The 25,383-nt window shown below is 41.4% G+C and carries 24 protein-coding genes and 3 pseudogenes; 20 read left to right on the forward strand and 7 right to left on the reverse strand.

Features of this window, described 5'->3' with window-relative positions; all coding sequences use genetic code 11:
- Window positions 1-243: 243 nt before the first annotated feature.
- Window positions 244-348 carry a cytochrome b6-f complex subunit PetM gene (gene petM, locus CRI9333_RS13300; RefSeq protein ID WP_015203686.1) on the reverse strand — a complete coding sequence of 35 codons (105 nt, stop codon included), beginning with the start codon at window positions 346-348 and terminating at the stop codon, window positions 244-246.
- A 169-nt stretch (window positions 349-517) separates the two neighbouring features.
- Between petM and pdxA the strand changes: the two genes are divergently transcribed.
- The 9 genes and pseudogenes from pdxA to CRI9333_RS13345 all read left to right on the forward strand — a co-directional run bounded on the left by pdxA (window position 518) and on the right by CRI9333_RS13345 (window position 8,863).
- Entirely contained in the window at window positions 518-1,654 is a 1,137-nt protein-coding gene (pdxA, locus tag CRI9333_RS13305; protein WP_015203687.1) for a 4-hydroxythreonine-4-phosphate dehydrogenase PdxA, read from the forward strand.
- Between the two features lie 326 nt (window positions 1,655-1,980).
- Window positions 1,981-3,068 (forward strand): annotated as a pseudogene (locus tag CRI9333_RS27390) (hybrid sensor histidine kinase/response regulator).
- Between the two features lie 828 nt (window positions 3,069-3,896).
- Window positions 3,897-4,761, forward strand: a protein-coding gene (locus tag CRI9333_RS25735; protein WP_157462322.1) for an IS5 family transposase whose coding sequence is annotated in 2 segments (ribosomal slippage) — window positions 3,897-4,367 and window positions 4,369-4,761 — 864 coding nt in all. Because the reading frame shifts where the segments join, the coding sequence is not laid out codon by codon here.
- A gap of 73 nt (window positions 4,762-4,834) precedes the next feature.
- Entirely contained in the window at window positions 4,835-5,197 is a 363-nt protein-coding gene (locus CRI9333_RS13320) for a hypothetical protein (RefSeq protein WP_015201419.1), read from the forward strand.
- Window positions 5,198-5,274: 77 nt separating this feature from the next.
- Window positions 5,275-5,698, forward strand: a pseudogene (locus CRI9333_RS26215) (DUF4351 domain-containing protein); the annotation flags it as partial.
- A 243-nt stretch (window positions 5,699-5,941) separates the two neighbouring features.
- Window positions 5,942-7,184, forward strand: a pseudogene (locus CRI9333_RS13330) (RNA-guided endonuclease InsQ/TnpB family protein).
- Window positions 7,185-7,339: 155 nt separating this feature from the next.
- Complete coding sequence (locus CRI9333_RS13335) at window positions 7,340-7,675, forward strand: RNA recognition motif domain-containing protein (protein ID WP_015203689.1); 336 nt, start codon at window positions 7,340-7,342, stop codon at window positions 7,673-7,675.
- 419 nt (window positions 7,676-8,094) lie between these two features.
- On the forward strand, window positions 8,095-8,286 hold the full coding sequence (gene rpsU, locus CRI9333_RS13340; RefSeq protein ID WP_015203690.1) for a 30S ribosomal protein S21: 192 nt from the start codon (window positions 8,095-8,097) through the stop codon (window positions 8,284-8,286).
- A 256-nt stretch (window positions 8,287-8,542) separates the two neighbouring features.
- Window positions 8,543-8,863, forward strand: coding sequence for a pentapeptide repeat-containing protein (locus CRI9333_RS13345; protein WP_015203691.1), 321 nt, complete (start codon window positions 8,543-8,545; stop codon window positions 8,861-8,863).
- Between the two features lie 352 nt (window positions 8,864-9,215).
- Here CRI9333_RS13345 and CRI9333_RS13350 read toward each other — a convergent pair whose 3' ends face one another.
- The 3 genes from CRI9333_RS13350 to CRI9333_RS13360 form a co-directional block, all read right to left on the reverse strand.
- Window positions 9,216-10,622: an NAD(P)(+) transhydrogenase (Re/Si-specific) subunit beta gene (locus CRI9333_RS13350; RefSeq protein WP_015203692.1), complete on the reverse strand. Its 1,407-nt coding sequence runs from the start codon at window positions 10,620-10,622 to the stop codon at window positions 9,216-9,218.
- Window positions 10,619-10,912: an NAD(P) transhydrogenase subunit alpha gene (locus CRI9333_RS13355; protein ID WP_015203693.1), complete on the reverse strand. Its 294-nt coding sequence runs from the start codon at window positions 10,910-10,912 to the stop codon at window positions 10,619-10,621. Before CRI9333_RS13355 ends, CRI9333_RS13350 begins: the two co-directional genes overlap by 4 nt.
- Window positions 10,913-11,079: 167 nt before the next feature.
- Window positions 11,080-12,234 carry a Re/Si-specific NAD(P)(+) transhydrogenase subunit alpha gene (locus tag CRI9333_RS13360; RefSeq protein ID WP_015203694.1) on the reverse strand — a complete coding sequence of 385 codons (1,155 nt, stop codon included), beginning with the start codon at window positions 12,232-12,234 and terminating at the stop codon, window positions 11,080-11,082.
- A gap of 852 nt (window positions 12,235-13,086) precedes the next feature.
- Here CRI9333_RS13360 and CRI9333_RS13370 point away from each other — a divergent pair.
- The 11 genes from CRI9333_RS13370 (at window position 13,087) to CRI9333_RS13420 (ending at window position 21,594) form a co-directional block, all read left to right on the forward strand.
- A complete protein-coding gene (locus tag CRI9333_RS13370) occupies window positions 13,087-13,626 on the forward strand; it encodes a DUF2808 domain-containing protein (RefSeq protein ID WP_015203695.1) in 540 nt (179 codons plus the stop codon).
- A gap of 150 nt (window positions 13,627-13,776) precedes the next feature.
- Window positions 13,777-13,914 carry a 50S ribosomal protein L34 gene (gene rpmH / locus CRI9333_RS13375; RefSeq protein ID WP_015203696.1) on the forward strand — a complete coding sequence of 46 codons (138 nt, stop codon included), beginning with the start codon at window positions 13,777-13,779 and terminating at the stop codon, window positions 13,912-13,914.
- A 30-nt stretch (window positions 13,915-13,944) separates the two neighbouring features.
- Complete coding sequence (gene rnpA, locus CRI9333_RS13380) at window positions 13,945-14,376, forward strand: ribonuclease P protein component (protein WP_015203697.1); 432 nt, start codon at window positions 13,945-13,947, stop codon at window positions 14,374-14,376.
- On the forward strand, window positions 14,348-14,737 hold the full coding sequence (locus CRI9333_RS13385; protein ID WP_015203698.1) for a PH domain-containing protein: 390 nt from the start codon (window positions 14,348-14,350) through the stop codon (window positions 14,735-14,737). Before rnpA ends, CRI9333_RS13385 begins: the two co-directional genes overlap by 29 nt.
- 156 nt (window positions 14,738-14,893) lie before the next feature.
- Complete coding sequence (gene yidC, locus CRI9333_RS13390; protein WP_015203699.1) at window positions 14,894-16,039, forward strand: membrane protein insertase YidC; 1,146 nt, start codon at window positions 14,894-14,896, stop codon at window positions 16,037-16,039.
- A 5-nt stretch (window positions 16,040-16,044) separates the two neighbouring features.
- On the forward strand, window positions 16,045-16,536 hold the full coding sequence (locus CRI9333_RS13395) for a Jag family protein (RefSeq protein ID WP_015203700.1): 492 nt from the start codon (window positions 16,045-16,047) through the stop codon (window positions 16,534-16,536).
- Window positions 16,537-16,591: 55 nt separating this feature from the next.
- Window positions 16,592-17,098 (forward strand): YceD family protein, encoded by a 507-nt coding sequence (locus tag CRI9333_RS13400; RefSeq protein ID WP_015203701.1) that lies wholly within the window; start codon window positions 16,592-16,594, stop codon window positions 17,096-17,098.
- A gap of 116 nt (window positions 17,099-17,214) precedes the next feature.
- Window positions 17,215-18,741, forward strand: coding sequence for an AAA family ATPase (locus CRI9333_RS13405; protein ID WP_015203702.1), 1,527 nt, complete (start codon window positions 17,215-17,217; stop codon window positions 18,739-18,741).
- 1 nt (window position 18,742) lies between these two features.
- Entirely contained in the window at window positions 18,743-19,225 is a 483-nt protein-coding gene (locus CRI9333_RS13410; protein WP_015203703.1) for an SH3 domain-containing protein, read from the forward strand.
- A 129-nt stretch (window positions 19,226-19,354) separates the two neighbouring features.
- A complete protein-coding gene (locus tag CRI9333_RS13415; RefSeq protein WP_015203704.1) occupies window positions 19,355-20,416 on the forward strand; it encodes a peptidoglycan-binding domain-containing protein in 1,062 nt (353 codons plus the stop codon).
- Window positions 20,417-20,514: 98 nt separating this feature from the next.
- The gene (locus tag CRI9333_RS13420; protein ID WP_198013570.1) at window positions 20,515-21,594 is read left to right on the forward strand and encodes a peptidoglycan-binding domain-containing protein; all 1,080 of its coding nucleotides are present in this window, start codon (window positions 20,515-20,517) and stop codon (window positions 21,592-21,594) included.
- A gap of 247 nt (window positions 21,595-21,841) precedes the next feature.
- Here CRI9333_RS13420 and CRI9333_RS13425 read toward each other — a convergent pair whose 3' ends face one another.
- The 3 genes from CRI9333_RS13425 to CRI9333_RS13435 form a co-directional block, all read right to left on the reverse strand.
- Window positions 21,842-22,297, reverse strand: a complete 456-nt coding sequence (locus CRI9333_RS13425; protein ID WP_015203706.1) for a Fur family transcriptional regulator — start codon at window positions 22,295-22,297, stop codon at window positions 21,842-21,844.
- A gap of 227 nt (window positions 22,298-22,524) precedes the next feature.
- A complete protein-coding gene (sigC, locus tag CRI9333_RS13430) occupies window positions 22,525-23,793 on the reverse strand; it encodes an RNA polymerase sigma factor SigC (RefSeq protein ID WP_015203707.1) in 1,269 nt (422 codons plus the stop codon).
- Window positions 23,794-24,239: 446 nt separating this feature from the next.
- Window positions 24,240-25,220, reverse strand: coding sequence for an NAD(P)H-dependent glycerol-3-phosphate dehydrogenase (locus CRI9333_RS13435; protein ID WP_015203708.1), 981 nt, complete (start codon window positions 25,218-25,220; stop codon window positions 24,240-24,242).
- Window positions 25,221-25,383: the final 163 nt, after the last annotated feature.

The following is a 25,383-nucleotide window of genomic DNA, read 5'->3' on the forward strand; positions in this document are numbered from 1 at the left end:
CGAATCTTAAACTTTCTCTAAGATATTATCAGACTTTTATGAACGATCTATAAGAAACTTAACAAATGCTCAGGGGAAGTCCCCAGAAATTCCAGGCGCATTACCATTGCATTGCTCCCTCCCCTTGATAAGGGGAGGGTTGGGGAGGGGTGTACTACATTTCAATACTTTGTGCTGTAAAAACAATGTAGAGACGCTGCTTGCAACGTCTCTACATACCCATCAAAGGAGATAGCTAAAAGATTATTCCTCGCCGCCTTGGATTTTAAGTAACAAAAAGCCTAAGCCTAAGCCGACTAAAATCAAAGTTGAGGACAAAATTGCTGCATTAAAAATCTCACCTGCCATTGGTTAAACCCTCCTGATCGCTAATAAAGAAAAACTGGCACATCATTGTAAAGCCAATATTAAGCCTATTGTCCAGATTTAGAAATACTTCCAGCCTGGACAAGAGATAGACTACTAGCATTAGTTGTGACTGCAAGCAGTATTTTAGAACAGCTTAGGCAAAGTAAAAATGAATATAAGTCAAACTTTATTTACAAACACTGATACAAAACTTGATAACAGTCAAAAGCGTAGCCGTTTAGCTGTGACACTAGGAGATCCTGCGGGTATTGGTACAGAAGTAGTTTTGAAAGCCTTAGCAGACCCGCAAATAACGCAAAATCTAGATATTACAGTAGTTGGTAGTAAATCACTGTTGCAAGAAACTTATCTGCATTTGCAACGGCAAAATCATCAAAATTCTGATTTATTGATCGACCCTGCTAAGTTAACAATTCTTGATGTGCCATTAGATCGGTCAATAGAAAGCCAGATCATAATGGGTAGCGGTAATGCAGCTAGTGGGGAAGCGAGTTTTGCTTATTTAGAAACTGCGATCGCACGTACCCTAGAAGGTAAATTTCAAGCTATAGTCACCGCACCCATTGCTAAATCTGCATGGAAGGCAGCAGGATATGATTATCCTGGTCAAACTGAACTATTAGCAATGCGATCGCACGTTACCAAGTTCGGGATGTTATTCGTCGCGCGATCGCCTTATACTGGCTGGACACTCCGTACCTTACTCGCTACCACTCATATTCCCTTACGTGCAGTTGCAGATACACTCACCCCAGAGTTAATGAGTTTGAAACTAGATTTATTAGTAGAGTGCTTAGAGCAAGATTTTGGTTTAAAAACTCCTAAAATTGCGATCGCAGGTTTAAATCCTCATAGCGGTGAACAAGGACAACTAGGACGCGAAGAAATCGACTGGTTAATTCCCTGGTTAGAGAAAGAACGCGATCACTACCCTAATTTACAACTAGATGGCTTCATCCCACCCGATACCATGTGGGTAAAACCTGCTCAAGCTTGGTACGGCAATATTTTAGAACCCAAAAAACCTACAATTCAAAATACTGCCGATGCTTATCTTGCTCTTTACCACGATCAAGGTTTAATTCCAGTTAAACTAATGGCATTTGACCAAGCAATCAACACCTCCATCGGCTTACCCTTCATTCGCACATCACCGGATCATGGCACAGCATTTGACATTGCAGGTCAAGGTATAGCTAATTCTAATAGTATGAAAGTAGCGATCGCATTAGCAGCAGAACTAGCCCAACAAAGGCAAAACCTACCAATTTTAACCATGCAATGATTTTCTCAACCCAGGGAGTACAAAGAAATACTAAAAATCCCCCCCTACCCTTAGTAAGGGGAGGGGGCTGGGGGGGTAGGGTAATGCCTTTATTTTAAAACTACTTATTTTAAATAAACGGGAGGATAGAAATATTGAAATAAGTTCACTAATCTGCTGATATCAGAAACTAAATATAAGATTAGTTTATGATTTTTACTTATAATATTAGACTATTAACAAAAAAATGGTAGATTTACATCAAGGCAGCATTAACTTTATTAGTGAAGTTGAAGTAGGTACTACCTCTAAAATCAATATTTCTTTACATATTAAGGTTTCCATTAATGAGCAAAATTTTAGTAATTGAAGACGAAGAATCAGTTCGCGAAAATTTAATTAAACTATTAGAATTAGAAGATTTCCAAGCAATTGGTGCTGAGAACGGTTCTATAGGGGTAAAACTTGCCAAAGAGGAAACTCCTGACTTAATTATTTGCGACGTAATGATGCCAGAGTTAGATGGTTATGGTGTCTTAAAAACCTTACGTCAAGATGATAACACCGCAACTATACCATTTGTATTTTTAACCGCTAAAGCTGCTAAAGAAGATCTTAGACAAGGAATGGAGCTAGGCGCAAGCGATTATCTTAATAAACCATTTACTAGGGCTGAAATCCTAAAGGTAATAAATACTCAGCTACAAAAACAAAAAAATTAAAACAGCAATCTGAAAATAGTCTAGCTCAATTACGCAATAGTATTACTTTATCATTACCACATGAACTAAAAACCCCTTTAAATGGAATCCTTGGTTTATCAGAAATGATGATGTTATCCAGCGAATCAATGGATGCAAGTGAAATAAATGAAATAGCAACTGACATATACAACTCTGCAAAACGCTTAGATTATTTAATTCAAAACTTTTTATTGTACGCAGAAATAGAAATGATTGCTAACGATTCTCAAAAAGTGGCTTCATTGATAAAAAATAGTACAGATTTTTCTGCTGCTATCATAATTGATGTCGCCACTAATAAAGCTGCACAAACTTGTAGAGAATCGGATTTAAAACTAGAGATTATAGACTCTCCAGTACGAATTTCAGAAGCCGATCTAAATAAAATTATTGAAGAAACAACTGATAATGCCTTTAAGTATTCGCCAAAAGGCACGCCAGTTTATATAAAAAGCACAGTTAATCACAATGAATTAATTATAGAAATAAGAAATTTAGGTAGAGGCTTGACAATTGAGCAAATAAATCAATTAGGGGCTTATATGCAATTTGATCGCAAAATTTATGCTCAAGAAGGTTCAGGATTAGGTTTAATAATTTCAAAGCGATTGGCTGAATTGTACAGGGGCGAATTAAAAATCAATAGTATTTTCAACCAAGAAACTACGGTGACAATTACTTTGCCAATATAAGGTCATTTTCATTGATGCCTCTTCATTTTTTTGTGTAAAACATAGCTTGAGCACTATTGCGGTTAAATTTTTTAACAACAACTGATTTTTTGGTTTTATTCAGGATTCATTTCCTTTGGCGAGTGATTCCCTAATCTGCTGAACCATACGCATCTTTTTCTGCACTTCCTTTTCTTCAGTTATAGCTTTCGATCTATACCAACCGCTAGAATCGTTAGAACATTTTATTTCTTGCTCTCAAGCACAGTTTGGTGTATTTATCGCAGATGTTAGCCAATAAACGCAAATTACGTAGATGTTAACCAAGATTTGATCGAGCAAATTCCTCTATATCTAATGCAATACAGGTTCAACAAGATTTGTCTTAAGCGCCTATGCAAGTGCTATATCTGCTGTTGTCACAATATTGCAAACAGCATTTAAATCATACTTAAGCCTGGTAATCACATCTTCCAACACCATCACCAACACCCGTAGATGGTGTGGCTACACAAGAGAGATTTACTTACACAGGCTATACCAACTAAGTTGGTGTATGGGGAGGGGATTTGTATAGCCGCAGAAATTAACGTGTAGCCAATTGACGCAAGCTATCAATCAGCAAAAGCTTAATCTCCTTTAAGAGCCTATCCGAAAAATAATTTCAGTGCGATCGTGCAACCGCATTCCTAACAATTTCAAGCTGAAAGCCAGAAGAGATTGCCCGTGTCATGGCTATATAGGGCATGAAAAAGGGTAAAAAAACAACAGTCGGGAATTCTTCCCTTCACTTGCCTGTGTCAAGGCTATATAGTAGAGAGGTAAGTTAAAACATGATCGGATTTGGAAATGTCGAGGTCAGAAACACATAAAACCAAGGAACCACCGACTATTTGGTTTGTTAGCGATGCACTGTGGCAACAAATTGCACCCTTATTAAAAATTCCGAAACCTCGCAAAAAACCTGGTTCTCCAAGGGCTGATGATCGACGTATTTTTAATGGTCTAATTTATCTAGCGCGTACTGGTAGCCAATGGTGTGCATTACCAGCAGAATATGGGCCAAAATCGACAGCCTATGATCGTTACAGAGAATGGTTAGAATATGGATGCCTAGAAAAAGTTTGGGCGACTTTATTACAACAGTACGATCAAGTAATCGGTATTGATTGGGAGTGGCAAGCCGCAGATGGATGTATTGTCAAAGCTCCTTTGGGTAAGGTAGGAGTGGAAGGTGAAACCGAGGCAACGGGTCGCAATCCTACTGACAGAGGCAAGTGTGGTTGTAAGCGCCACTTGTTAACAGAAGGGAAAGGAGTACATGAGCGCAGTGGTTTTGAGCGGGGCAAATCGCCATGATATGAAAAAGTTAGCTGAGTTGTTAGACGCGATCGTGATTGAACGACCATCACCGCAACAGGCAGAGCAACATTTATGTCTTGATCGGGGCTATGACTATGAGCAGTGCCGTACTCAAGCTCAAAGCAATGGGTACATTGCTCACATTCCCGATACCACTCAACCTGTACCACCACCAAATGATCCAAATCGGCACCCACCTCGACGCTGGGTAGTTGAAGTGGGACATTTTTGGTTCAATCGCTTTCGGCGTTTGCTAATCCGTTGGGATAAAAACGCCGACTGCTATTTAGGGTTTGTACAATTGGCTGCAACCCTAATCATCGCTCGAAAACTATTTCCACTGTTGAGTTGACTCCTACTCATAGCCATGTTACAGGCAATATAACTAGGTTTTTGGCAGTGTTACAGTCAATTGGAAAGGAAAAATGCCCAAAGGTGGACTCAGAAGTACCAGTTGGAAACCTACTTGGAAGCATGGAGCAACCAAGACTATTCGTGTGCCGATCGCGCTAGCAGAGCAGATTTTACAGATAGCTAAACTACTTGATGAAGGACATAATATTTCCTTAAGTAGCCCTGTCACAGACAATAAGGAACAAATATCCCTGCTTGATGCTCAGACCAAAGCGATCGCAGCATCCGCTCTTTCTACAGCACTCTCTATGAAGCGAATTGCCATGCTCAAAGAATCGAAAAAACACACAAGAGCTAACAATTCCTTGATTGAGCAGTGGCGAGATGAAATAGAAGCACTTCAAAGAGCTATCGAGGTAATAGATTCTTACTAACTAACTGCCTTTATTTCCTTCATAACTTTCCTATTGTGGTCGTGCGATCGCCATTCAATTATTTTTCGGATAGGCTCTTAGATACAAATCAAAAGTATCAGCGTTTGTCACAAAATGAGCAAGGCTGGTTATGGTGTCAGCGTTTAGAGTTATGGCTGGGAACTTGGGAAGGCACAATCGACCGAGAAACGGCGGTATGGTTGCGGTTTTATGACCAAGCAGGCAATCTAGTTTTACTACCAGAAGAACTAAGCTGAAACCGCACAACAACAGGCAGAATCAGCACAACAACGGGCAGAAACGGCAGAACAACAATTAGCCGCAGCACAACAGCAAGGAGCATTGCGACAGTTATTACGTTTACTAAAAACTCGCTTTGGCACAGTACCGCCAGAGATAGAACAACCCTTGCAGACGCTTAATATCAATCAACTGGAAGATTTAGTAGAAGTGGCGCTGACAGTGGATTCTGTGGAACAGTTTGTTAGTAGGTTGGGATGATAGTGCGATCGCACAAGTTAATGGATAAGTAGGTGGGCATAAATCAACCTATAATGGTTTTCCCAATCACCAAACACCAGTCCCCAATCCCACTCATCCCAAGTAACATTTAGTTTACCCAGATAAATTAGTTACCATCAACCGCAATTCATCTCCCGACATAGCTGTACTCAGCTATGTCGGGAGATGAATTGCGGACAGGATTTGTGCTAGGATAGTTACGTCAAGCAAAGCAACGTAACCATGTTGGTATTTGAGGCAAAACTTGAGGGATTGAAAGAGCAGTACGAGAAGCTTGATGAAGCTATTCGTACTGCTCTTTTCGTGCGTAATTCCTGCCTGAGATACTGGATGGACAATCGGGGCATGGGGCGCTATGAGTTGAGTGCGTATTGTGCTGTCTTGGGCAAAGAATTTGCTTGGGCAGGAAAGCTTAACTCGATGGCTCGTCAAGCCAGTGCAGAAAGGGCATGGTCTGCCATTGCTCGCTTTTTTGACAACTGCAAAAAGAGTAAGCCAGGGAAAAAGGGGTATCCTCAGTTTAAAAAACTTGCTACACATGGTTCTGTAGAATACAAAACTAGCGGGTGGCAACTTTCTGACGACCGCAGATATATAACTTTTTCTGACGGATTTAAGGCGGGAACCTTTAAGCTTTGGGGAACCCGTGACCTGCACTTCTATCAACTCAAGCAGATTAAACGAGTGCGGGTAGTGCGTCGTGCTGATGGGTATTATGCCCAGTTTTGTATCGACCATGAACGAGTGGAAAGGCGAGAACCAACGGGTAAAACTATCGGTGTAGATGTGGGGTTGACCCACTTCTACACCGATAGCAATGGAGAGACAGTTGCAAATCCTAGACATCTTCGCAAGAGTGAGAAGTCTTTGAAGCGATTGCAACGCCGGATGTCTAAGACTAAAAAGGGTTCCAACAATAGAGCCAAGTTGAGAAATAAACTTGCACGTAAACACCTCAAAGTAAGTCGCCAGCGTAAAGATTTTGCTGTAAAGACAGCAAGGTGCGTGGTGAGGTCTAGCGACCTTGTGGCGTATGAGGATTTGCAGGTGCGTAATATGGTCAAGAATCATCGCTTGGCTAAATCAATTAGTGACGCTTCCTGGTCGCTGTTTCGTGAGTGGGTTGAGTATTTCGGCAAGGTGTTTGGCGTGATAACTGTCGCAGTCCCACCCCACTACACCAGCCAAAATTGCTCTAACTGTGGTCAAGTTGTCAAAAAGACCCTTAGCACTAGAACTCATGTTTGTCCTCATTGTGGACACACTCAAGACAGGGATTGGAACGCGGCACGAAACATATTAGAAAAAGCATTGAGTACGACAGGTCATGTCGGAATTAACGCCTCTGGAGAGACTGGTCAATACAGGAAGTGAAGAAATTCCTTCAAGCAAATCAACTCGTGGAAAGAGGAAGCCCAAAGAGCAATCTTTGGAATCCCCCGCTATATTCGGTACTCCGAATTAGCGGAGGGAGGATGTCAATTTTCCCTCATAACCTAGTTGCGCTCAAATAATGTGCTATAACTTATATATCTAAGGTTTATTTTCGGTAGCGTAATTCGTTTGATGAGCGTTTCTCCGAATCTAATACTCTACACTCTCGGATTCTGGAGATCCTATATGTCAATTTACGTCGGCAATCTATCCTACCAAGTTACACAGGAGGATATTAGCCAAACGTTTGCCGAATACGGAACAGTTAAGCGCGTTCAGTTACCAACAGACAGAGAAACAGGTCGGATGCGGGGTTTCGCATTTGTAGAAATGGAAACAGACGCAGAAGAAGAAAAAGCAATTGAAGCCCTTGATGGTGCTGAATGGATGGGACGCGACCTCAAGGTTAATAAGGCTAAACCCCGCGAAGAAAGAGGTTCTTCAGGCGGCGGCGGCGGCGGTTGGTCAAATAACCGTGGTGGCGGTGGCGGTGGCGGTGGTAGAGATAACCGACGCTACTAAGTTTTTAAAACAAAAATTTCCATCAATACTCTTAAAGTAAGACTTATAATCTTTGCTTTAAAAGTAAACGGCTTGCTGGATAGCCGATCATTATCCAGCCCTATCTCTCTTCCACTTTGGACTCCCACCACAAATAATTTTGGTGGTGAAATGAATCGTGGGCAGAGTTTTGTGGTAAGATATCAACAGTCATAAGAACCTCCTGTAGTTGTGAAAACCAAGCAACGTAATTAGGAAAAGTAAGAAGACAAAACGTTACAAATACGGTAGGGCATACCGAACTTAAAGCTTGTGGAGAGACTGTAAGACTTAATGGTGCTTGCATCAAAGAGCAGGTTTCTGTGAAGCAAGAATCTCCCGTCACAGCGCAAGCTTGACGATGAGAGTGTCAATGCTGTCAAATTAAATGAGGAGATAGGATGACCCAAATAATTCCTGGTGAAAATGAAGGAATTGAGTCAGCCCTGCGTCGATTCAAGCGAGAAGTTTCTAAGGCGGGAATTTTCCCAGATATCAGAAAGCATCGCCACTTTGAAACACCTATTGAAAAACGCAAGCGCAAAGCAATTGCCAAGCATAAACAGCGTAGAAGACGTTCTACCAGCTATTAATGCCCTAACCAAATACCGCTTGTATCAAACACATCATAGTGCTTAAAGCAAGGGACAAGCAACGAAGGTCAGCTATTTGACCTCACTGGCAAAAACTAAACAGTCCCGATCCAGGCACTGCAACATTTCTTGGACAAGAAGCAAATTAAACCTTCTTTGTCCAAAATGCTTTGTTTCAGTTATTATCTGCCGTCTGTGAGTTGGGAGTTGGTGTCAGTCAACATCATGGCAGCACTCTAAACACCTCAAAAACCCTATGAATATTAAAGAATTGGTAAGCCGATACATGGCAGGGCAAAGGGACTTCAGGAACCTGAACCTAATTGCAGCAAATCTCAGGAATATAAACCTGAGTGGCACAAACCTAGCAGGGTCAAACTTGAGTGGGGCAAATCTGACGAGAACAAATTTAAGCCATGCAAATCTCACAGATGCAACCCTAACAGGGGCAAATTTAACTGAAACAAACTTAAATTGTGCTAATCTTACGGATGCAAACTTGAGTCAGGTAAATCTCAACGATGCCTACTTAAAGGGAGCAGTCTTGACGAATGCCCCATCATCGGCAAAAGGTTAGCTACCTAATTAAAGATAGCATAGACATTGAGTAAAACAAGTTCTTTTTCTATCTTTAAAAAAATATTAATCAATATAGTATTGTGCCACCTAATTAGTGGCTTTTTTTTAAGGCTACCTGTTTTGTAAGTATATAGCAGTCAGTTTTGTTAAGCCGTAGACAAAGACTTACAACAATTACAATTCTAAGTTTGACTGGACTTTATTTAGACCGCTAATTAAACATTTAAGTGAACTTAAAAACGACTTTTTATATAAAAATTAACAAAAAAATGCTTTCTTCAAAATAAAAACCTGGATTATTTTAAATCCAGGTTATGATCAGATTAATTTTTAGAATTAACTAAAATTTTTTATAGCTGCTTCACCTCAGAAACCAGCTTCGCGACGACATCCTTCGCACTACCAAACAGCATTGTAGTTTTATCTTTGTAGAACAACTCATTATCTACACCAGCAAAACCAGTACTCATGCCACGCTTAATTACGATCGCTTGCTTTGCCTTATCTACTTCCAAAATCGGCATCCCGTAAATCGGACTAGCACTATCAGTACGCGCCGCCGGATTTACCACATCATTTGCCCCAATTACTAAAGCAACATCCGTCTGCTCAAACTGAGGATTGATGTCTTCCATATCGTGAAGCTGCGGATAAGGCACATTCGCCTCAGCTAACAACACATTCATGTGTCCAGGCATCCGACCAGCAACCGGATGAATGGCATACTTAACCTCAACACCTAGCTTTTCTAACTGATCGCCTAACTCCCTGACAGCGTGTTGCGCCTGTGCGACTGCCATGCCATAGCCAGGAACAATTACGACAGAACGAGCATAACCCAACATCATCGCGCCTTCTTCAGGATCGATGCTGCGGACAACTTTATCATTAGAACCCGCCCCAGCACCGCCACCACTAGCTTTAGCACCACCACCAAACGCACCAAATAGTACACTACTTAGGGTGCGGTTCATCCCCTTACACATAATTTGAGTAAGGATAATTCCAGATGCACCAACTAACGCCCCAGAGATAATCAGAATATTGTTCATCAGAACAAATCCAGCCGCACTAGCTGCTAACCCAGAAAATGAGTTCAACAGCGAGATTACCACTGGCATATCTGCCCCACCAATGGGAAGCACGAATAAAACACCTAAAAGTAGGGAGATACCAGTAAGGATTAAAAATACTGTGGGATCTTTTGGTGCGATTAACAAATAGCCACTTCCAACTAAAAAGCCAATTAACAATAAGACGTTAATTGGTTGCTGCAAGGGAAAAGTAATCGGAGAACCAGACATGAGTTCTTGTAGCTTGGCAAAGGCAACAAAACTACCTGTTAGGGTGATGCCACCAATCAAGATACTTAAAATCATCGTGATGGTGTTGTCGAGAGATACTGTTTCTACGGAGTGCAACAGCCGCCAAAATTCCGCTACAGCAACTAAAGTTGAAGCGCCACCACCCAAACCGTTTAACAAACCCACCATTTGGGGCATTGAGGTCATTTCAACTTTATAAGCTGCGATCGCACCCAATACCGAACCAATCACAATCCCTAGTAAAATTAGCTCGTAGTTCAGCACCCCTTGATTCAGCAGTGTCGCCACAATAGCGATGAACATCCCAACTGCTGCAATCACATTACCTTTCCGCGCGGTTGCTGGCGAACCAAGATTTTTCAGACCAACAAAAAATAACGCTGTTGCAACAAGATAACTTAACTCAATACCAGTAGGTATAAAATTACTCACGCTTTTACTTCCTTCTTCTTAAACATTTGCAACATCCGATCCGTCACCAAAAAGCCACCAACAACGTTAATAGTGGCGAAAACGATCGCAATAAAACCTAAAATTGCGCTGAGATTCAAGTTGCGATCGCCTGCGACTAAAATTGCCCCAATCACAGCGATTCCAGAAATAGCATTAGATCCCGACATCAAAGGCGTGTGCAGCGTTGGCGGCACTTTGTTAATTACTTCAGCCCCAGCAAGCGTTGCTAGGACAAATACAAATAAAGCACCAATCAATCCTTCTGCCATAGTCTTAAAAGCTCCTAAGTTTTAAACAATTATCAATATGCCAATTAACAATTACCAATGTAATTTTTTAGTCTGCTTACCACGTACATTGAGCTACGAATAAAAAATTATTCTCTATTTTTTTGCCCAAGAACAGAAGTTGTCTGATAATTGTTAATTGTTTATTGTTAATTGCTAATTGTTGACGGTTGGTTGCTGAGAACTGCATCACGCACCCGTTGATTAGATATTTCACCAGCATGAGTTATACAAGTGCTGCTCACGATTTCGTCTTCAAAATTAATCTGCAAATTACCATCTTTAATCAGGTATTGCACTAGCGAGAAAACGTTTTTGGCATACATTTGGCTGGCATGAACTGGCATAGTTGCAGGTAAATTCAGTGGACCAATAATTGTCACGCCGTTACGTTGAATATCTTTACCTGGTTCGGTACAAGCACAATTACCACCTTGTTCTGCTGCAATATCAACAATTACAGACCCAGGCTTCATTTGAGCGACCATTTCTTCTGTGACTAACACAGGTGCTTTTCTGCCAGGGACTTTAGCGGTAGTAATTACAACATCAGAATTTTTGATGTGTTCAGTCAAAACTTCTTGCGATCGCTTCTTAGATGCTTCAGAAACTTCCTTGGCGTAACCTTGTTCGGCAACTGTACTTTCTTCCAGTTTGACCTCAACAAATTTAGCACCCAAACTTTGTACTTCTTCTTTTGCTGCTGGGCGAATATCGAATGCTTCGACTATAGCACCTAGCCGTCTGGCAGTAGCGATCGCTTGTAAACCAGCGACCCCAGCACCAATTACAAATACTTTGGCAGGCGCAATAGTTCCAGCAGCCGTTGTCAACATGGGGAAATATTTTGGCAAAGCCGCAGCAGCAATTAATACCGCTTTATAGCCAGCTACCGACCCCTGGGAAGACAACGCATCCATACTTTGAGCGCGGGTACTACGGGGGATCATTTCCATGCCAAATGCGGTAATACGGCGGTTAGCTAAACGCTGTACCACACTGAATTTTTCCAAAGGGTTAAGGAAACTAATTATTGTAGCGCCTTCCCGCATCTGGTCAATTTCATACTCATAAGGTACAGCAACTTTTAGCAATATATCTGCTTCCCGCCAGAGAGTATTTCTATCAGAAATAATTTCAGCACCCGCAGTTCTATAGGCATCATCGCTAATAAATGATCCCTCACCAGCGCCACTCTCTACCCATACATCTATGCCTTGTTTGACCAACTTAGCCACAACGTCAGGAACCAAGGCAACGCGATGTTCACCTACTTCAATTTCTTTAGCGATCGCTACTCTCATGCACTCTCCTTTTTCTCCGGTTAAAATCAAAACTTTCCAGAACAGTCTTTATTGATGATAGCGCCAAGATTTTTCTACGAAACTGTAGCAATTTTTCTTGCTCTTGCTACTATGGCTGGGTAAATTTGCCAATGGTCACTTTTCCAAAACACAAACAACTTTGCTAATTCCCTCTCTTCGAGCGCAAAATCTGGAGCAAAACTTACTAATTACTTATACCTACTGGCAGCAACACACTTTTCTTGGTTTTTGCCTAAACGCGCAGACTCCTCCATCAAATATTTTATTCAGTTTTAGCAAGTGCTGCTCTAATGTAATCACTAACTTCTACCGTTCCTATTTTTCTACGCTAAATCTGAATCCAACCCAAATCGCTAATAGATATCCAGATATAAAGCAACTTTTTGAATACTATGTTGATCCCCCAAAAATGAACAATATTCTTAACGTCTCTTAGCAATTTAACCGCCAAAAACTACAAATAATGCGTAATTCATGTAAAAATATCTCCAAATTACATTAATAATGTAAAATTATGTATAGGTATGTAAATAAAACTGTAAGAATTCCCTGATTCAAAATTGATCAAATTCAGAATGGTAACTTTTTGGATAATTTTGGGCAATTGTTATAGACCCAGTATTTTTGACAGTGAGATAACCTAAGCCTTATTTATCCTGATGACTGACTACTGAGTTCTGAATTCTTAGATTAAAATACTGACAAGTTAGGACACTTTTGGCTAGCTGTATCAGTCAAAACCAATGCTTCACTATCTATAGATCTATCTTAATCGAGCCATAGATAGTAAAGTTTATTAACAACTGCTTCACAATACAATCATTTAAGTGTATGTTTCTAACCCAATCTGCTATGCGACGTTTATTTTCTGCAATAGCTGCTACAGGTTGTGTACTCACGGGTATTCAAACTATTACCTCAGCACAGGTTACGTCTGGACTTACTCTTTTTAGCGGGGTTGAACGGCAAAATCAACTCAACTACCGATTAGATTATGGTAGTGAGAATATGTGGGGGGATCGTTATCGGCTGCGTATGCCTGCCAGTAAAATGCCATTAGGGGTTTCTCAAATCCAGATTGATTACCCAGATTACTTCAACGGTGAATTTGATCAAAAACAAATTGAAGTAAGACTCAAAAGCACCAATAAAAGCTTACCTCTACAAGCCGTAAACTGGGAGCGGGGAAAGCGTCAGATTACTATTGACTTAAAAGAACCTCTTGAACAAGGTAAAGACTTAGAAGTAGTACTTAATAACGTTAAAAACCCTGATTCTGGTTTTTATTATTTCAATTGCAGCATTCTTAGTCCTAGAGATATCCCCGTAGCACAATATAAAGGTACTTGGCTTCTAACCTTTGGGCGATAAAGGTTGTAGCTATTTTCGCACTAACATCAAGCTCTTGGTCACGCTAACTTATCAAAACTTCAATGCGACTTAGCGGATTAAACCTGCTATTGTAGTAAATTGTGGCTTTTTTTTCAAGTATCAATTTTAGTCACTGGGAACTAAAGGACTATGACTCAGCGTACTCTACACGGCACAAACCGTAAGCAAAAAAGAACATCGGGTTTTAGAGCGCGTATGCGTACTAAAAACGGTAGCAAGGTGATTACAGCGCGTCGTAAAAAAGGACGTTATCGGTTGGCAGTTTAGGCAACCATTACGTCTTGATGGCAGGTACTCGTGGCACTGCCTAAAGAAAATAGACTGCGACGGAGGCAAGATTTTAAGGAGGTCTACCAGAGTGGTCGTCGTCGTACTGGTGCTTACTTCACGGTGCGATCGCTCAAAGACAAATTCCGATCACCTCAGTCACGGCGTGGCGCAACTAAAGCCGACCCAACCCAAGCACCAAACCTTATACTACCAACCCTGATTGGCATTTCCATTAGCCAAAAAGTCAGTAAAAAAGCAGTAGTTCGCAATCGGATTAAGCGCCAAATCCGAGCCGCTATTCGCCAGTTGCTACCACGCATATCTCCTGGTTTGCTGGTAGTAATTGTAGTGCGACCAACAGCCAGCGAGTGCGTATATGTCGAAATTTTGCGAGAATTAGAGCAGTTGTTGGTAGAAGCCGAGGTTATCAATGGGCATTCGAGAGGAAGCTTTTTATGAGGGCGGTCCCCACATAGGCGACTTGATCATTAATCTCCTGCTGGGAACTACAGTGATCTGTTTACCTTTAACGGTGGGTGCGATCGCACGGGCGTTGTGGTTGCGCTACCGCATCACTAATCGTCGTGTATCGATCACAGGTGGCTGGATGGGGCGCGATCGCACAGACGTAATCTACACAGAAATCGTCAAAGTCCAAAAAGTACCTCGCGGTCTCGGTACATGGGGAGATATGGTGCTAACCATGAAAGATGGAAGTCGCTTAGAATTGCGTGCAGTGCCAAGGTTTCGGGAAGTTTACGATTTCATCACTGAAAAAGTAGCTGCCAGAACAGGCAAAACCGTAGAAGCAATTAGCTAAGTTATCCCACAAAACCCCTGGGTAATCTTCAAAGATGCCCTAAATTACTTAATGATTGCCTACTATCGATCTGGTGTATTTGTAATCAGCTTATTTCCCCAGATCCGATAGATTATTTTAAGAAAACTTTTAGATTGTCTAACAAACAAGTAGCGAATGGATTTTGGTATCGGGTTTCTCTCCAATAACGTCATGCTGCCGATCCTGGATTTCTTCTACGGGATCGTCCCCAGCTATGGTCTGGCAATTGTCGCGCTGACACTGGTAATTCGCTTCGCACTGTATCCCCTCAGTGCTGGCTCTATTCGCAATATGCGAAAAATGCGAGTAGTCCAACCGCTAATGCAAAAGCGGATGCAAGAAGTCAAAGAAAAATACAAAGATAATCCTGCTAAACAGCAGGAAGAAATGGTCGCAGTTCAAAAAGAATTTGGCAACCCACTAGCTGGTTGTTTTCCAGTACTGGTACAAATGCCTGTACTGTTTGCCTTATTTGCGACATTGCGGGGTTCACCATTTTCTGATGTTAACTACAACATCAATCTCCAAGTGTTGCCACAAGAGCAAATTGAGCGCGTCCAACCGCAACCATTTGCTACACCACCTCAAAACATTTACTTTACAGATGGTGTCCATGCTCCAGTTGTGGGAATGTTACCTGGTGGTAATAATTTAGTAGTTGGCGAAAAAACCCAACTGGATTTTCAAAGCGTTGCTGGTAAACCCCTAAAACAACTGGTAAGCGAGTATTCAGAAAATCAAATAGTACCTCGCTGGAAAATAACTAAAGGCGAAGACAGAGTAAAAATTAATGACGATGGCACATTAGAAGCTTTACAGCCTGGAGATGTAACTATTCAAGGTAGTATTCCTGGTCTAGCAGCAGACAAAGGCTTCTTATTTATTGATAAACTCGGTCGGGTAGGAGCATACGATCAAGATGGAACCGTCCACTGGGATATTGTGGGCATGGTGCTGTTTTTTGGCATTAGTTTGTACCTCAACCAAATTTTGTCTGGACAAGGCGCGACAGGTGGCAACCCTCAACAAGAGACAGTAAATAAAATTACCCCAATTATTTTTTCAGGGATGTTTTTATTCTTCCCGTTACCTGCTGGGGTGTTGATGTACATGGTGATTGCTAACATCTTCCAAACAGCACAAACTTTCATTTTGTCTCGCGAACCACTGCCAGAAAATCTTCAAAAGCTTGTAGATATGCAAGAAAAAGAAAAAGAAGATAACAACAGACAGACCTTGCCATTTGAACCGAGTCGTTCTAAGAAAAAGACATCGGGGTAACAAATATGAGCGATCAGCGATTACAACGGGGTCAGCAGTGGTTAGATCAACTGCTGAAATTAGTTGGAGTTCCTACAGTTGTAAGTATAGAACCACCAACAGCAGATGTAGAAATATCATCAGGCTACTGGTTGACCATCGATCACACCCAACTAACGCCGGAACAAGTTGATATTTTGATTGGACCGGAGGGAAGTACTTTAGATGCTATACAGTACCTAGCTAATTCGATTCTTAATATTAATCAAGATCGAGAGCAGCAAACCGCTTATAGCATTGAACTGAATGGTTACCGCCTCCAGCGACAAGCAGAACTGCGGTCACTAGCAGACCATGCAGCCCAGCAAGCCAGAGAAACAGGCAAGGAATATGAAATTAAATCCTTGTCTGCTGCTGAAAGACGACAAATACATACATTTTTGGAAGGTTGCGAAGATTTAGAAACTTTCAGCCGTGGTCAGGAACCAGACAGGCGGTTGGTGGTAACTTTACGCTAACATCGGAGGCTGAGGGCATTGCCCAAATTTGCTTTACTAATTGCTCACAATTACTATGGAAGCGATTTACATTCCTGGTTTAACCAAAGCCCCAGAGCAGACAGAAAAGCTACAGATTGAAGAGTTTCTCCCTGGTTTAGAAACTTTAATGCCCGTGCGGGGGCATTTGCAAGTTAAACACCAGGGAACTTATCTAGACGTGAGTACTCAAGCGGAAACAATTGTTACTTTAACGTGCGATCGCTGCTTGAAACAGTACAATCACCGCTTATCTGTGAAAACGTCAGAACTAATTTGGTTAGACGCAGCCGCAGAACAACCAGATAATGGTCCCTTAGAACGAGAAACTTCTATCGAAGAGTTGGTCGAAACACTATCACCCAACGGCTACTTTCAGCCCGATGTGTGGTTGTATGAACAGTTCTGCCTTGCTTTACCGCTCAGGAAGTTATGCGACAAAAACTGTGCTGGAATTGATAATAGTTCTGATCAGGCAATCTCTGCACCATCAGATTCTCGCTGGAATGCACTGGCAAATTTGAAAAAGCAGCTTCCTAGTTAGTCGCAAGTTTTAAGTTATGAATATTGGGTTTTGAGTTATCAAAAATTTTGTTTAATTTAAAACTCAAAATTTTAATTCAAAACTCAAAATTTAAAACTCAAAACTATATAAATACCATGAGCTTCAGTGAAGAATTTGAACTACTTCTACGCGCCCGCTATCCCTTAATTTATATCCCTACCCTTGAAGAGGAGCGAGTAGAAGCAGCAATTGCCAAATCTGCTAAACCTCAAGGCAATCGCGCTGTCTATATCTGGGATTTTGTCGATGGCTATCAGGGAAATCCTAATGATCTAGGTTTTGGAAAACGTAATCCACTACAAGCCTTAGAATTAGTGGAAAAATTGCCAGCAGAAGCTCCGGCAATCTTTATATTAAGAGATTATTACCGTTTTTTAGAAGATATCTCAATTTCCCGCAAACTGAGAAATTTATCCCGTCGCCTCAAATCTCAACCGAAAAATATTGTTATTATTTCTCCACAAATAGCAATTCCTTCTGATTTAAGTGAAGTTTTAACTATTTTGGAGTTTCCTCTGCCAGCAGTGGGAGAAATAAAATTAGAAATTGAGCGTTTATTGGCTGCTAATGGTCAATCGCTCAATAGTAAATTTATAGATGAATTAGTGCGATCGTGCCAGGGGCTATCTTTAGAGAGAATTCGACGGGTGTTAGCACGGGCGATCGCTACTGATGGAGAAATCCAGCCAGAAAATATCGAACTGGTACTAGAAGAAAAACGCCAAACTATTCGCCAAACACAAATACTAGATTTTTATCCAGCAACCGAAAAAATTTCTGATATTGGGGGTTTAGATAACCTCAAAGAGTGGCTGCTACGAAGGGGAGGATCTTTTTCAGAACGGGCGCGACAATATGGGCTACCATATCCCAGAGGTTTACTGCTAGTTGGGATTCAAGGCACTGGTAAATCTTTAACAGCAAAAGCGATCGCTCACCACTGGCACTTACCTTTATTACGTCTAGACGTAGGACGTTTGTTTGGGGGATTAGTAGGAGAATCTGAATCTCGCACCAGGCAAATGATTCAACTGGCAGAAGCCTTAGCGCCTTGTGTGCTGTGGATTGATGAAATTGATAAAGCTTTTGGTGGAATTGACGGCAAAGCAGACGCAGGCACTAGCAGCCGTGTTTTTGGCACATTTATCACCTGGTTAGCTGAAAAAACATCCCCAGTTTTTGTTGTCGCTACCGCTAATAATATCCAGGCTTTACCCCCAGAAATGCTCCGCAAAGGTAGATTTGATGAAATTTTCTTCGTAGGTTTACCCTCCCAAGAGGAACGTCGCGCCATTTTTGCGGTACACTTATCCAGACTAAGACCTCATAATTTAAAAAGTTATGATTTAGATCGACTAGCTTATGAAACACCAGATTTTTCTGGTGCAGAAATTGAGCAAACCCTAATTGAAGCAATGCACATTGGCTTTAGCCAAAACAGAGACTTCATCACAGACGACATCTTGGAAGCCGCCAGTCAGCTTGTCCCATTAGCGCGGACAGCACAAGCGCAAATTCAGTTTTTACAAGACTGGGCAGCAGCAGGTAAAGCTCGTATGGCATCTAGAAATAGCGGTTTAAATAGTCGCATTCAACATCAACTTCAACATCCGGAATCATAAAATGAGTTTGTCAGGTTTGGCAAAGTTTGTAGTAGGTTTTTTGGCAGGCATTGTCCTACTTTTATTAGGTAGTGCGGCGGCTGGTTTGTTCTTATTTAGTACCCTATCAGCAACTCCTCCAAGACCAGTTTTTCCTGAAGAGAAACAGCAGAAAAAAGTAACCAATATTAATACTAAAACCTCTACTGTCGCTGCAACTAACTCAAAGTTAGTTTCATCAACCCAAGTTAGCCCATCTCCATCTCAAGAAACGCAGTTAGAACCTGGAGCATACAAAGCTCGCGTTAAATGGGAATCAGGTTTGAGTATGCGATCAGAGGCTAATTTTGAGTCCAGCAAAGTTGGTGGCGTTGCTTATAACCAGGAGGTAGTGGTTCTTCAAGATAGCGACGATAAACAATGGCAGAAGGTGCGAGTGGTAGAGACTAATGAAGAAGGTTGGGTAAAGGCAGGTAATTTGGAGCAAGCCGATACACCACAGTAAATTTGATCTTTATGTAATATTTACTGCTGACAGATTTACCGCCAGCCTTTTGTGCTGTAGAATTGTCAATCCTTAAATGTATAAGGTAGACTGACGGGGAAAAGATTTTCAAAACATCTACATCTATTTATGGAGACTCTAGCCTACCTATATCTGGCAGCTTCATACGAGCTACCTACAACCGTCAAGATTAATCAAGTAGCTCCAAGTAAGTATCGCAAGGCTTGCATCAATTTTCTATCTCTAGTTGTTGCCTTCTGCATTTTAGGCATGGCAAAAGAGGCAATGGCAGCCCTAAAGGTAGGTTCTCGTGGCCCACAGGTGACAGCTATCCAAAAAAGTTTGCAGCTATTGGGTTACAACAATGTTTCTGCCACTGGCTATTATGACCAACAGACTGCATCGGCTGTCAGCCAATTCCAACGCTCTCAAAGACTTAAGGCTGATGGTATAGTTGGCTCTAGAACTCAATCGGCATTATTCCAGATAGTATTGCAGGTGCAGCCCATAAATCGAGGTCTGCCTAGTAATGGAAATGTACTGCCTCCCCCGCCAGCTAATCGCAACTCGTACATTGTGTTGCTACAAGAACGCTTGAGAAACAGCGGTTTTTATAATGGGCCGATTAATGGAGTGTTTAGCTCAGAAACACAACAGGCTCTTCAACCCTTCCAACAATCCTATGGACTGAATGCTAATACCAGCATTCTGCCACGGAATCCCGTTCAAATTTGTAATCCTAATAGCAATTCAAGTAGCTTTTTACCTGGGAATGCTAGTAACAACATCTTTGCAATACAGCAACGCTTGAGACAATTAGGTTTGTATAATGGTCAAATTGATGGAATATTTGGTACAGAAACCGACTTCGCTCTCAGGCGTTTTCAAGCACAAGTGAATATATTTCCAGATGGTATTCCTGGCTCAGATACGCTGCGTGTTTTATTCCAGTACTCTGCACCACCTACAACACCCAGTCCACAACCAAAGAAGAATCGCTACGTGGTGATAGTACCTGGAAGTTGTGAAACCCTTATAAAAGTTAGCCAGTACGTTAAAGAAGCTTATTTAACTGAGTCGAAAGAAGGTTCTTATGTAAATTCTGGAGAATTTGCTAATCCTGATGTCGCTAAAAGTCGCTCTTACCTGTTACGCTCGCGCGGGCTTGATGCACGAGTGATTTATCGCTGATGGTGAATATGAAAGATAGGTATTTACCAGCAGATATTGGCTATCTTAACTAGGAGAAGCGGATCTGAAAAGTTATGAAATTTCTAGCAGATTTTTTTATGAAAGCCTACAATGCCGATGTACACCCCAGTAATGTTGATGTAGTCGAGAACAGCAATGTGTTTAAGCCAGGAAATAGCCAGAAAGTGTTCAGCAAAACATTAATGTATCTTCTATCCCTAGCTATGGGAATCAGCTTTTTGGGTACAGCAGAGGCGGCGTTAGCAGAACTAAAAGCAGGCGATCGCGGATCAGAGGTTACCACCCTCCAGCAACGCTTAAAACGCTTGGGGTACTTCAATGGGCAGGTTAATGGAAATTTCAATTCAGCTACTAGCTCTGCTGTCATACGTTTTCAGAAAGCCAAAGGATTAACCGCAGATGGGGTAGTTGGCGACGCAACTGCGGCAGCTTTATACAAGAAACAAGAGCGCAAAACCACTGCTGCTAGTAATTCCCAACGTCAGGCACAAAGAAGCCGCACCACAACTCAATCAAGACAGGCTGTTACTTCTACCACTAACAATGACTTCCTCCAACCAGGCGATCGCGGTTTAGAAGTTAGAAAACTTCAGCAGCAATTAAAACAAGCTGGTTTCTATAAAGATTCAATTGACGGAGTTTTTAGTGCTTCTACTGAAGCAGCTATTAAGCGTTTTCAGCAAGCTAACAATATAACCGTTGATGGTCTTGCTGGGACTCGGACAATCTCGTTATTACAGAGTGCAACCCGCCAGTCTGCTCGCAAACCATCAACGTCGGTGACTAAGCGACCCTCTGTGCAACAAAATCAAAGCAAAGCACAGGTGCAAACACTCCAGCAACGATTAAAGCAACTAGGCTACTATAAAGGGCAGATCAACGGGTCTTTTAATGCTGAAACTAAAGATGCGGTAATTCGCTTTCAGCGAAAGCAAGGTTTAGTTGCTGACGGTATCCCTGGAGTTAATACATTGTCAGCATTAGAAAATCTTACTCGTCGAGAGAGTATCAAAGCATTACAAGTTCGTCTACAACAAAATGGCTTTTATACAGGCCCCATAGATGGAATTTTAAGCCAACAAACTCAAGCTGCGATCGGCAAAGCTCAAAACGCATATGGTCTTAGCGCTAATGACGTGATTAACCAACGTTTTTAACTTAATAGATCGGTCAGCCATCAGCTATCCTTCTGTCAGCTTTTTTCATCTAGGTGCAAGATGCGAGTATTAGCGGTAGGGGCGGGTTTACGTAGGTATCCTAAAAAAATATAAATTAAACCCGCCCTTACTTTTCAATTTATTATATTAGCGAATCACGATATATCTAATCAAAATTATGCCCCCTGTCCTTGTACGGATAGGGGGTTAAGGTTTTAAATTTAATTTGGTTGATTTAATTATCAATTTAAATTGGCATTAAAGAGCGTTGACAAGATGGACAAATAGCATGAACTGTCAACTGACAATCTAACAAGTGATATCCTTCTTTTCTAGCTGTTTTAGTACCAGTTTTTAAAATCGAGTCATTTTTAAATTCAACCGTTTTGTTACACCGCACACAAATTAAATGATGGTGGTGATTGGGATAAGGTTGATTGATTTCGTAATGTTTATGTCCTTCCGCCAGTTCTAGCTCCCGCAAAATACCCATTCGAGCCATTAGCTTAAGTGTGCGGTAAATGGTTGAAAGACTGATCTTCTCTCCTTCATTTTGAAGCAGATCGTATAAATCTTCAGCACTTAAGTGGTTGCCTCTAGCAAGATTTTGAAATATTTGCAGAATTGTCTCTCGCTGGGGAGTCAAACGCCATCCGCGCTCGTTAAGCTCAGCTTTGAGGGAGCCTGTTGTGTATATAGACATACCCGCCCTCTTTATCAAGTAGCTTTATTAATAAGAATAGCTAACAGCCACTTCATTGTCAAGAAACTGTGCTTATTGACAATAATGCTTAATAAGCATTCCTGGTTAAAAGTCAATATCAACAGTAACTTGAGTTTTACAGACTCCCAAATAATTTTTGCGCGAGGAGAATAGATTGATATTCACTCTTTGGTAAGTGAGATTAGAATGCTAACACAGGCAATTAATTAGCTTAAAGTTTCTAAATAATCCCGCACGCGATTGCGGCGCTTTGGTTGGCGTAGCTTTTGCAAAGCTTTGGATTCGATTTGACGAACTCGTTCGCGCGACAAGTCGAGAGCGCGACCAATTTCTGATAGCGAGTAGACATTACCATCTACCATGCCAAACCGCATACTGATGACATCACGCTCACGACTGGTGAGATCGGCTAACAGTTTGAGCAACTCTATTTGTAATGCTTCTCGCATCAACAGTTCTTCGGGAGAAATGTCTTCTGCTTCTAGTAAGTCTCCGAGTTCGGTGTCTTTTTCCTTACCGACTTTAATTTCTAAAGAGACAGATCTAGGTACGCGCAGTAAAACTTCTCTCACCTGTGGCGGTGTCATTTCTAACGCAGCAGCTATCTCCTCAATTGTGGGAGTATGTCCTTGAGTTTGAGAAAGTTGGCGTTGAACTTTTTTAATTTTATTGAGTTTTTCAGTAATGTGAACAGGTAGGCGGATAGTGCGACTTTGAGTGGCGATCGCTCTAGTTATTCCCTGACGAATCCACCAGTAAGCATAGGTGCTGAATCTGTATCCCTTAGTAGGATCAAACTTCTCAACAGCCCTTTCTAGCCCCATTGTGCCTTCCTGGATTAAGTCCAGTAGTTCTAAACCTCGATTTTGATACTTCTTGGCTACCGACACGACTAAGCGCAGATTTGCCTTGATCATATGTTCTTTGGCTTGCAGACCTTCTTTCTGAATCTGCTCAAGGTCTGGCACAGTTAAACCAGCAACTTCTGCCCAACTACGCTTACCAGCAACCAAAGTCGGCTTAAGTTCAGACAAAGCAATATGAGCTTCTGCTGCCCATCGTTCTAAAGAAGGACGATGCCCTAACTGAGAAGCGAGACGATCATGAGCTTCAATCAACCTGATATATAACTGTAAACATTCAACTTGAGATGTATCGAGATTTTCTTGGCTAGTTGCTGTTGTCCGCAACTCTAATAACCGTATATATCGCTGAACTTTTTGAGCCTCCGAGACTTCTTCATCTCGTCCCAGTAAACGCACCCTGCCAATTTCTTGGAGGTATAACCGTACTAAATCTGTAGTATGTTTGATACCGCCATTGATAGGCTTACCAGTCTCTGTACCTCCTAGCTCAATCTCAACTAGCTCATCAAGTGTTGGCTCAGAATCGTCGCTGATCAGATCTTCACTGTCCGTGTCGGTGGATAGTTGATGGGATTCAGCAGTTTTGGCGTTAAAAGAAGTGGCTGGCATAGTTAACTCTCAATGACGACCAGGAAATTTATTGATACTTGTTAATTACGACTTATTCTTAAAATTCCCAACTTTGAGGTAAACGTAAACACTACTTATTGTTTTGTTACCCACTTTAATTTTTGTTATGTATTTTTGCGTTTTAATTTCCTGTGTTAGGTAGGATTCAATTTAATCTACATCGCTGCTTGGGCAGATTCCTGAAACTTTTTCAAAATTTTAGGACTTACGCCATCAAAAGTTAAAATTATAAATAGAGAAATTAAAGCTTTTTCAATTATGAGCCAGTTTCCAGTCGCTAAAACCTAAACAAGTAGATCCACTTAATAAAACATAATATGGTGGCTAGCCGAGGAAGTAGAGAAAGTTCAACAATAACATCTAATATTTAATTAGGCTGAACTACTTATTTGGTAATTTGGTAAAAATGCTTAAATAGTAATTTATTAATACTCAGGGGCAGTATCTCGTAGCATTAATGCTTCCACCGCCTCTTGTGGCGTTATTTCACTTTGTAGTAAGCGATAGACTTGATAAGAAATTGGCACAGATATTTGCAGTTGATGCGATCGCTGAATCAATACTTTAGTCGTATTTATACCTTCAGCAGTTCCCTTTAACTGAGTTAAGATTTCTGATAAGGTTTTACCTTGAGCTAAATTGTAGCCAACTTGATAGTTGCGGCTGAGATGACTGTTGCAGGTAGCGAGTAAATCTCCTAATCCAGACAAACCATAAAAGGTTTCGGTTTTAGCACCCCAATTTGTGCCAACACGGATAATTTCTGATAACCCACGAGTGAGTAAAGCAGCTTTGGCGTTAGTTCCCAATTGTAAACCGTCACAAGTTCCGGCTGCGATCGCCATAATATTCTTAAGTGTCCCACCTAATTCAACTCCTAGCGGATCGGGATTGGTATAGACTCGAAACTGCTGAGAGTTAAACACTGATTGCACTGTTTTAGCAACATTATGATCTTTATTTGCTACTACAGTAGCAGCAGGTAATCCTTGTTGAATTTCTTCGGAAAGATTTGGTCCCGATAGTATAACTATTGGATTTTTAGGAAAAGCTGCTGACCAAATTTGTGAAGGAGTGCAAGTTGTCTCTTTATCTAAACCTTTGGTAGCTGTAACAATAATTGTATTTGGAGAAATAGCTTGCTGGGCTTGGGTAACAATTGACCTCACGCCCGACATAGAAACTGCCGAGATTAGCAAGTCGGTATTGGCGATTATATCTTCTAGCTTTTCGGGAGAACTACGTGACCATAAACGCACATTATGCCCATTTTTAGCTGCTAGGAAGGCTAAAGCGCTACCCCATGCACCTGCACCAATGACTGCTATAGAGAGTTGTTTTTTTTGTAGTGTTGGTATTTGTGCGATCGCCGGAAATTCTAAATTAAAGTTAACTTGTTCACTCATAAGTAGATAGATTTAATTAAACGTCAAAGCTTGTACGATCCCTGTTTAACCGCACCCCTAGCCTCTCTCCGTCTACAGGGCTTCTCATTACCCACATTTTTCATTTTTCGCTTACCTCTAGTCAGCCTCCGCTTTAAACCGGAGGCTAATAGCTAAAGTCCGT

Origin of the sequence: Crinalium epipsammum PCC 9333 (assembly GCF_000317495.1) — a bacterium.
Lineage (GTDB): Bacteria > Cyanobacteriota > Cyanobacteriia > Cyanobacteriales > PCC-9333 > Crinalium > Crinalium epipsammum.

Bases quoted from the DNA above. Each gene is read 5' to 3' on its own strand.
- petM (WP_015203686.1), bottom strand. From the start codon at position 348: ATGGCAGGTGAGATTTTTAATGCAGCAATTTTGTCCTCAACTTTGATT.
- pdxA (WP_015203687.1), top strand. From the start codon at position 518: ATGAATATAAGTCAAACTTTATTTACAAACACTGATACAAAACTTGAT.
- CRI9333_RS13320 (WP_015201419.1), top strand. From the start codon at position 4,835: ATGCCCAAAGGTGGACTCAGAAGTACCAGTTGGAAACCTACTTGGAAG.
- CRI9333_RS13335 (WP_015203689.1), top strand. From the start codon at position 7,340: ATGTCAATTTACGTCGGCAATCTATCCTACCAAGTTACACAGGAGGAT.
- rpsU (WP_015203690.1), top strand. From the start codon at position 8,095: ATGACCCAAATAATTCCTGGTGAAAATGAAGGAATTGAGTCAGCCCTG.
- CRI9333_RS13345 (WP_015203691.1), top strand. From the start codon at position 8,543: ATGAATATTAAAGAATTGGTAAGCCGATACATGGCAGGGCAAAGGGAC.
- CRI9333_RS13355 (WP_015203693.1), bottom strand. From the start codon at position 10,912: ATGGCAGAAGGATTGATTGGTGCTTTATTTGTATTTGTCCTAGCAACG.
- CRI9333_RS13360 (WP_015203694.1), bottom strand. From the start codon at position 12,234: ATGAGAGTAGCGATCGCTAAAGAAATTGAAGTAGGTGAACATCGCGTT.
- CRI9333_RS13370 (WP_015203695.1), top strand. From the start codon at position 13,087: ATGTTTCTAACCCAATCTGCTATGCGACGTTTATTTTCTGCAATAGCT.
- rpmH (WP_015203696.1), top strand. From the start codon at position 13,777: ATGACTCAGCGTACTCTACACGGCACAAACCGTAAGCAAAAAAGAACA.
- CRI9333_RS13385 (WP_015203698.1), top strand. From the start codon at position 14,348: ATGGGCATTCGAGAGGAAGCTTTTTATGAGGGCGGTCCCCACATAGGC.
- yidC (WP_015203699.1), top strand. From the start codon at position 14,894: ATGGATTTTGGTATCGGGTTTCTCTCCAATAACGTCATGCTGCCGATC.
- CRI9333_RS13395 (WP_015203700.1), top strand. From the start codon at position 16,045: ATGAGCGATCAGCGATTACAACGGGGTCAGCAGTGGTTAGATCAACTG.
- CRI9333_RS13400 (WP_015203701.1), top strand. From the start codon at position 16,592: ATGGAAGCGATTTACATTCCTGGTTTAACCAAAGCCCCAGAGCAGACA.
- CRI9333_RS13405 (WP_015203702.1), top strand. From the start codon at position 17,215: ATGAGCTTCAGTGAAGAATTTGAACTACTTCTACGCGCCCGCTATCCC.
- CRI9333_RS13410 (WP_015203703.1), top strand. From the start codon at position 18,743: ATGAGTTTGTCAGGTTTGGCAAAGTTTGTAGTAGGTTTTTTGGCAGGC.
- CRI9333_RS13415 (WP_015203704.1), top strand. From the start codon at position 19,355: ATGGAGACTCTAGCCTACCTATATCTGGCAGCTTCATACGAGCTACCT.
- CRI9333_RS13420 (WP_198013570.1), top strand. From the start codon at position 20,515: ATGAAAGCCTACAATGCCGATGTACACCCCAGTAATGTTGATGTAGTC.
- CRI9333_RS13425 (WP_015203706.1), bottom strand. From the start codon at position 22,297: ATGTCTATATACACAACAGGCTCCCTCAAAGCTGAGCTTAACGAGCGC.
- sigC (WP_015203707.1), bottom strand. From the start codon at position 23,793: ATGCCAGCCACTTCTTTTAACGCCAAAACTGCTGAATCCCATCAACTA.
- CRI9333_RS13435 (WP_015203708.1), bottom strand. From the start codon at position 25,220: ATGAGTGAACAAGTTAACTTTAATTTAGAATTTCCGGCGATCGCACAA.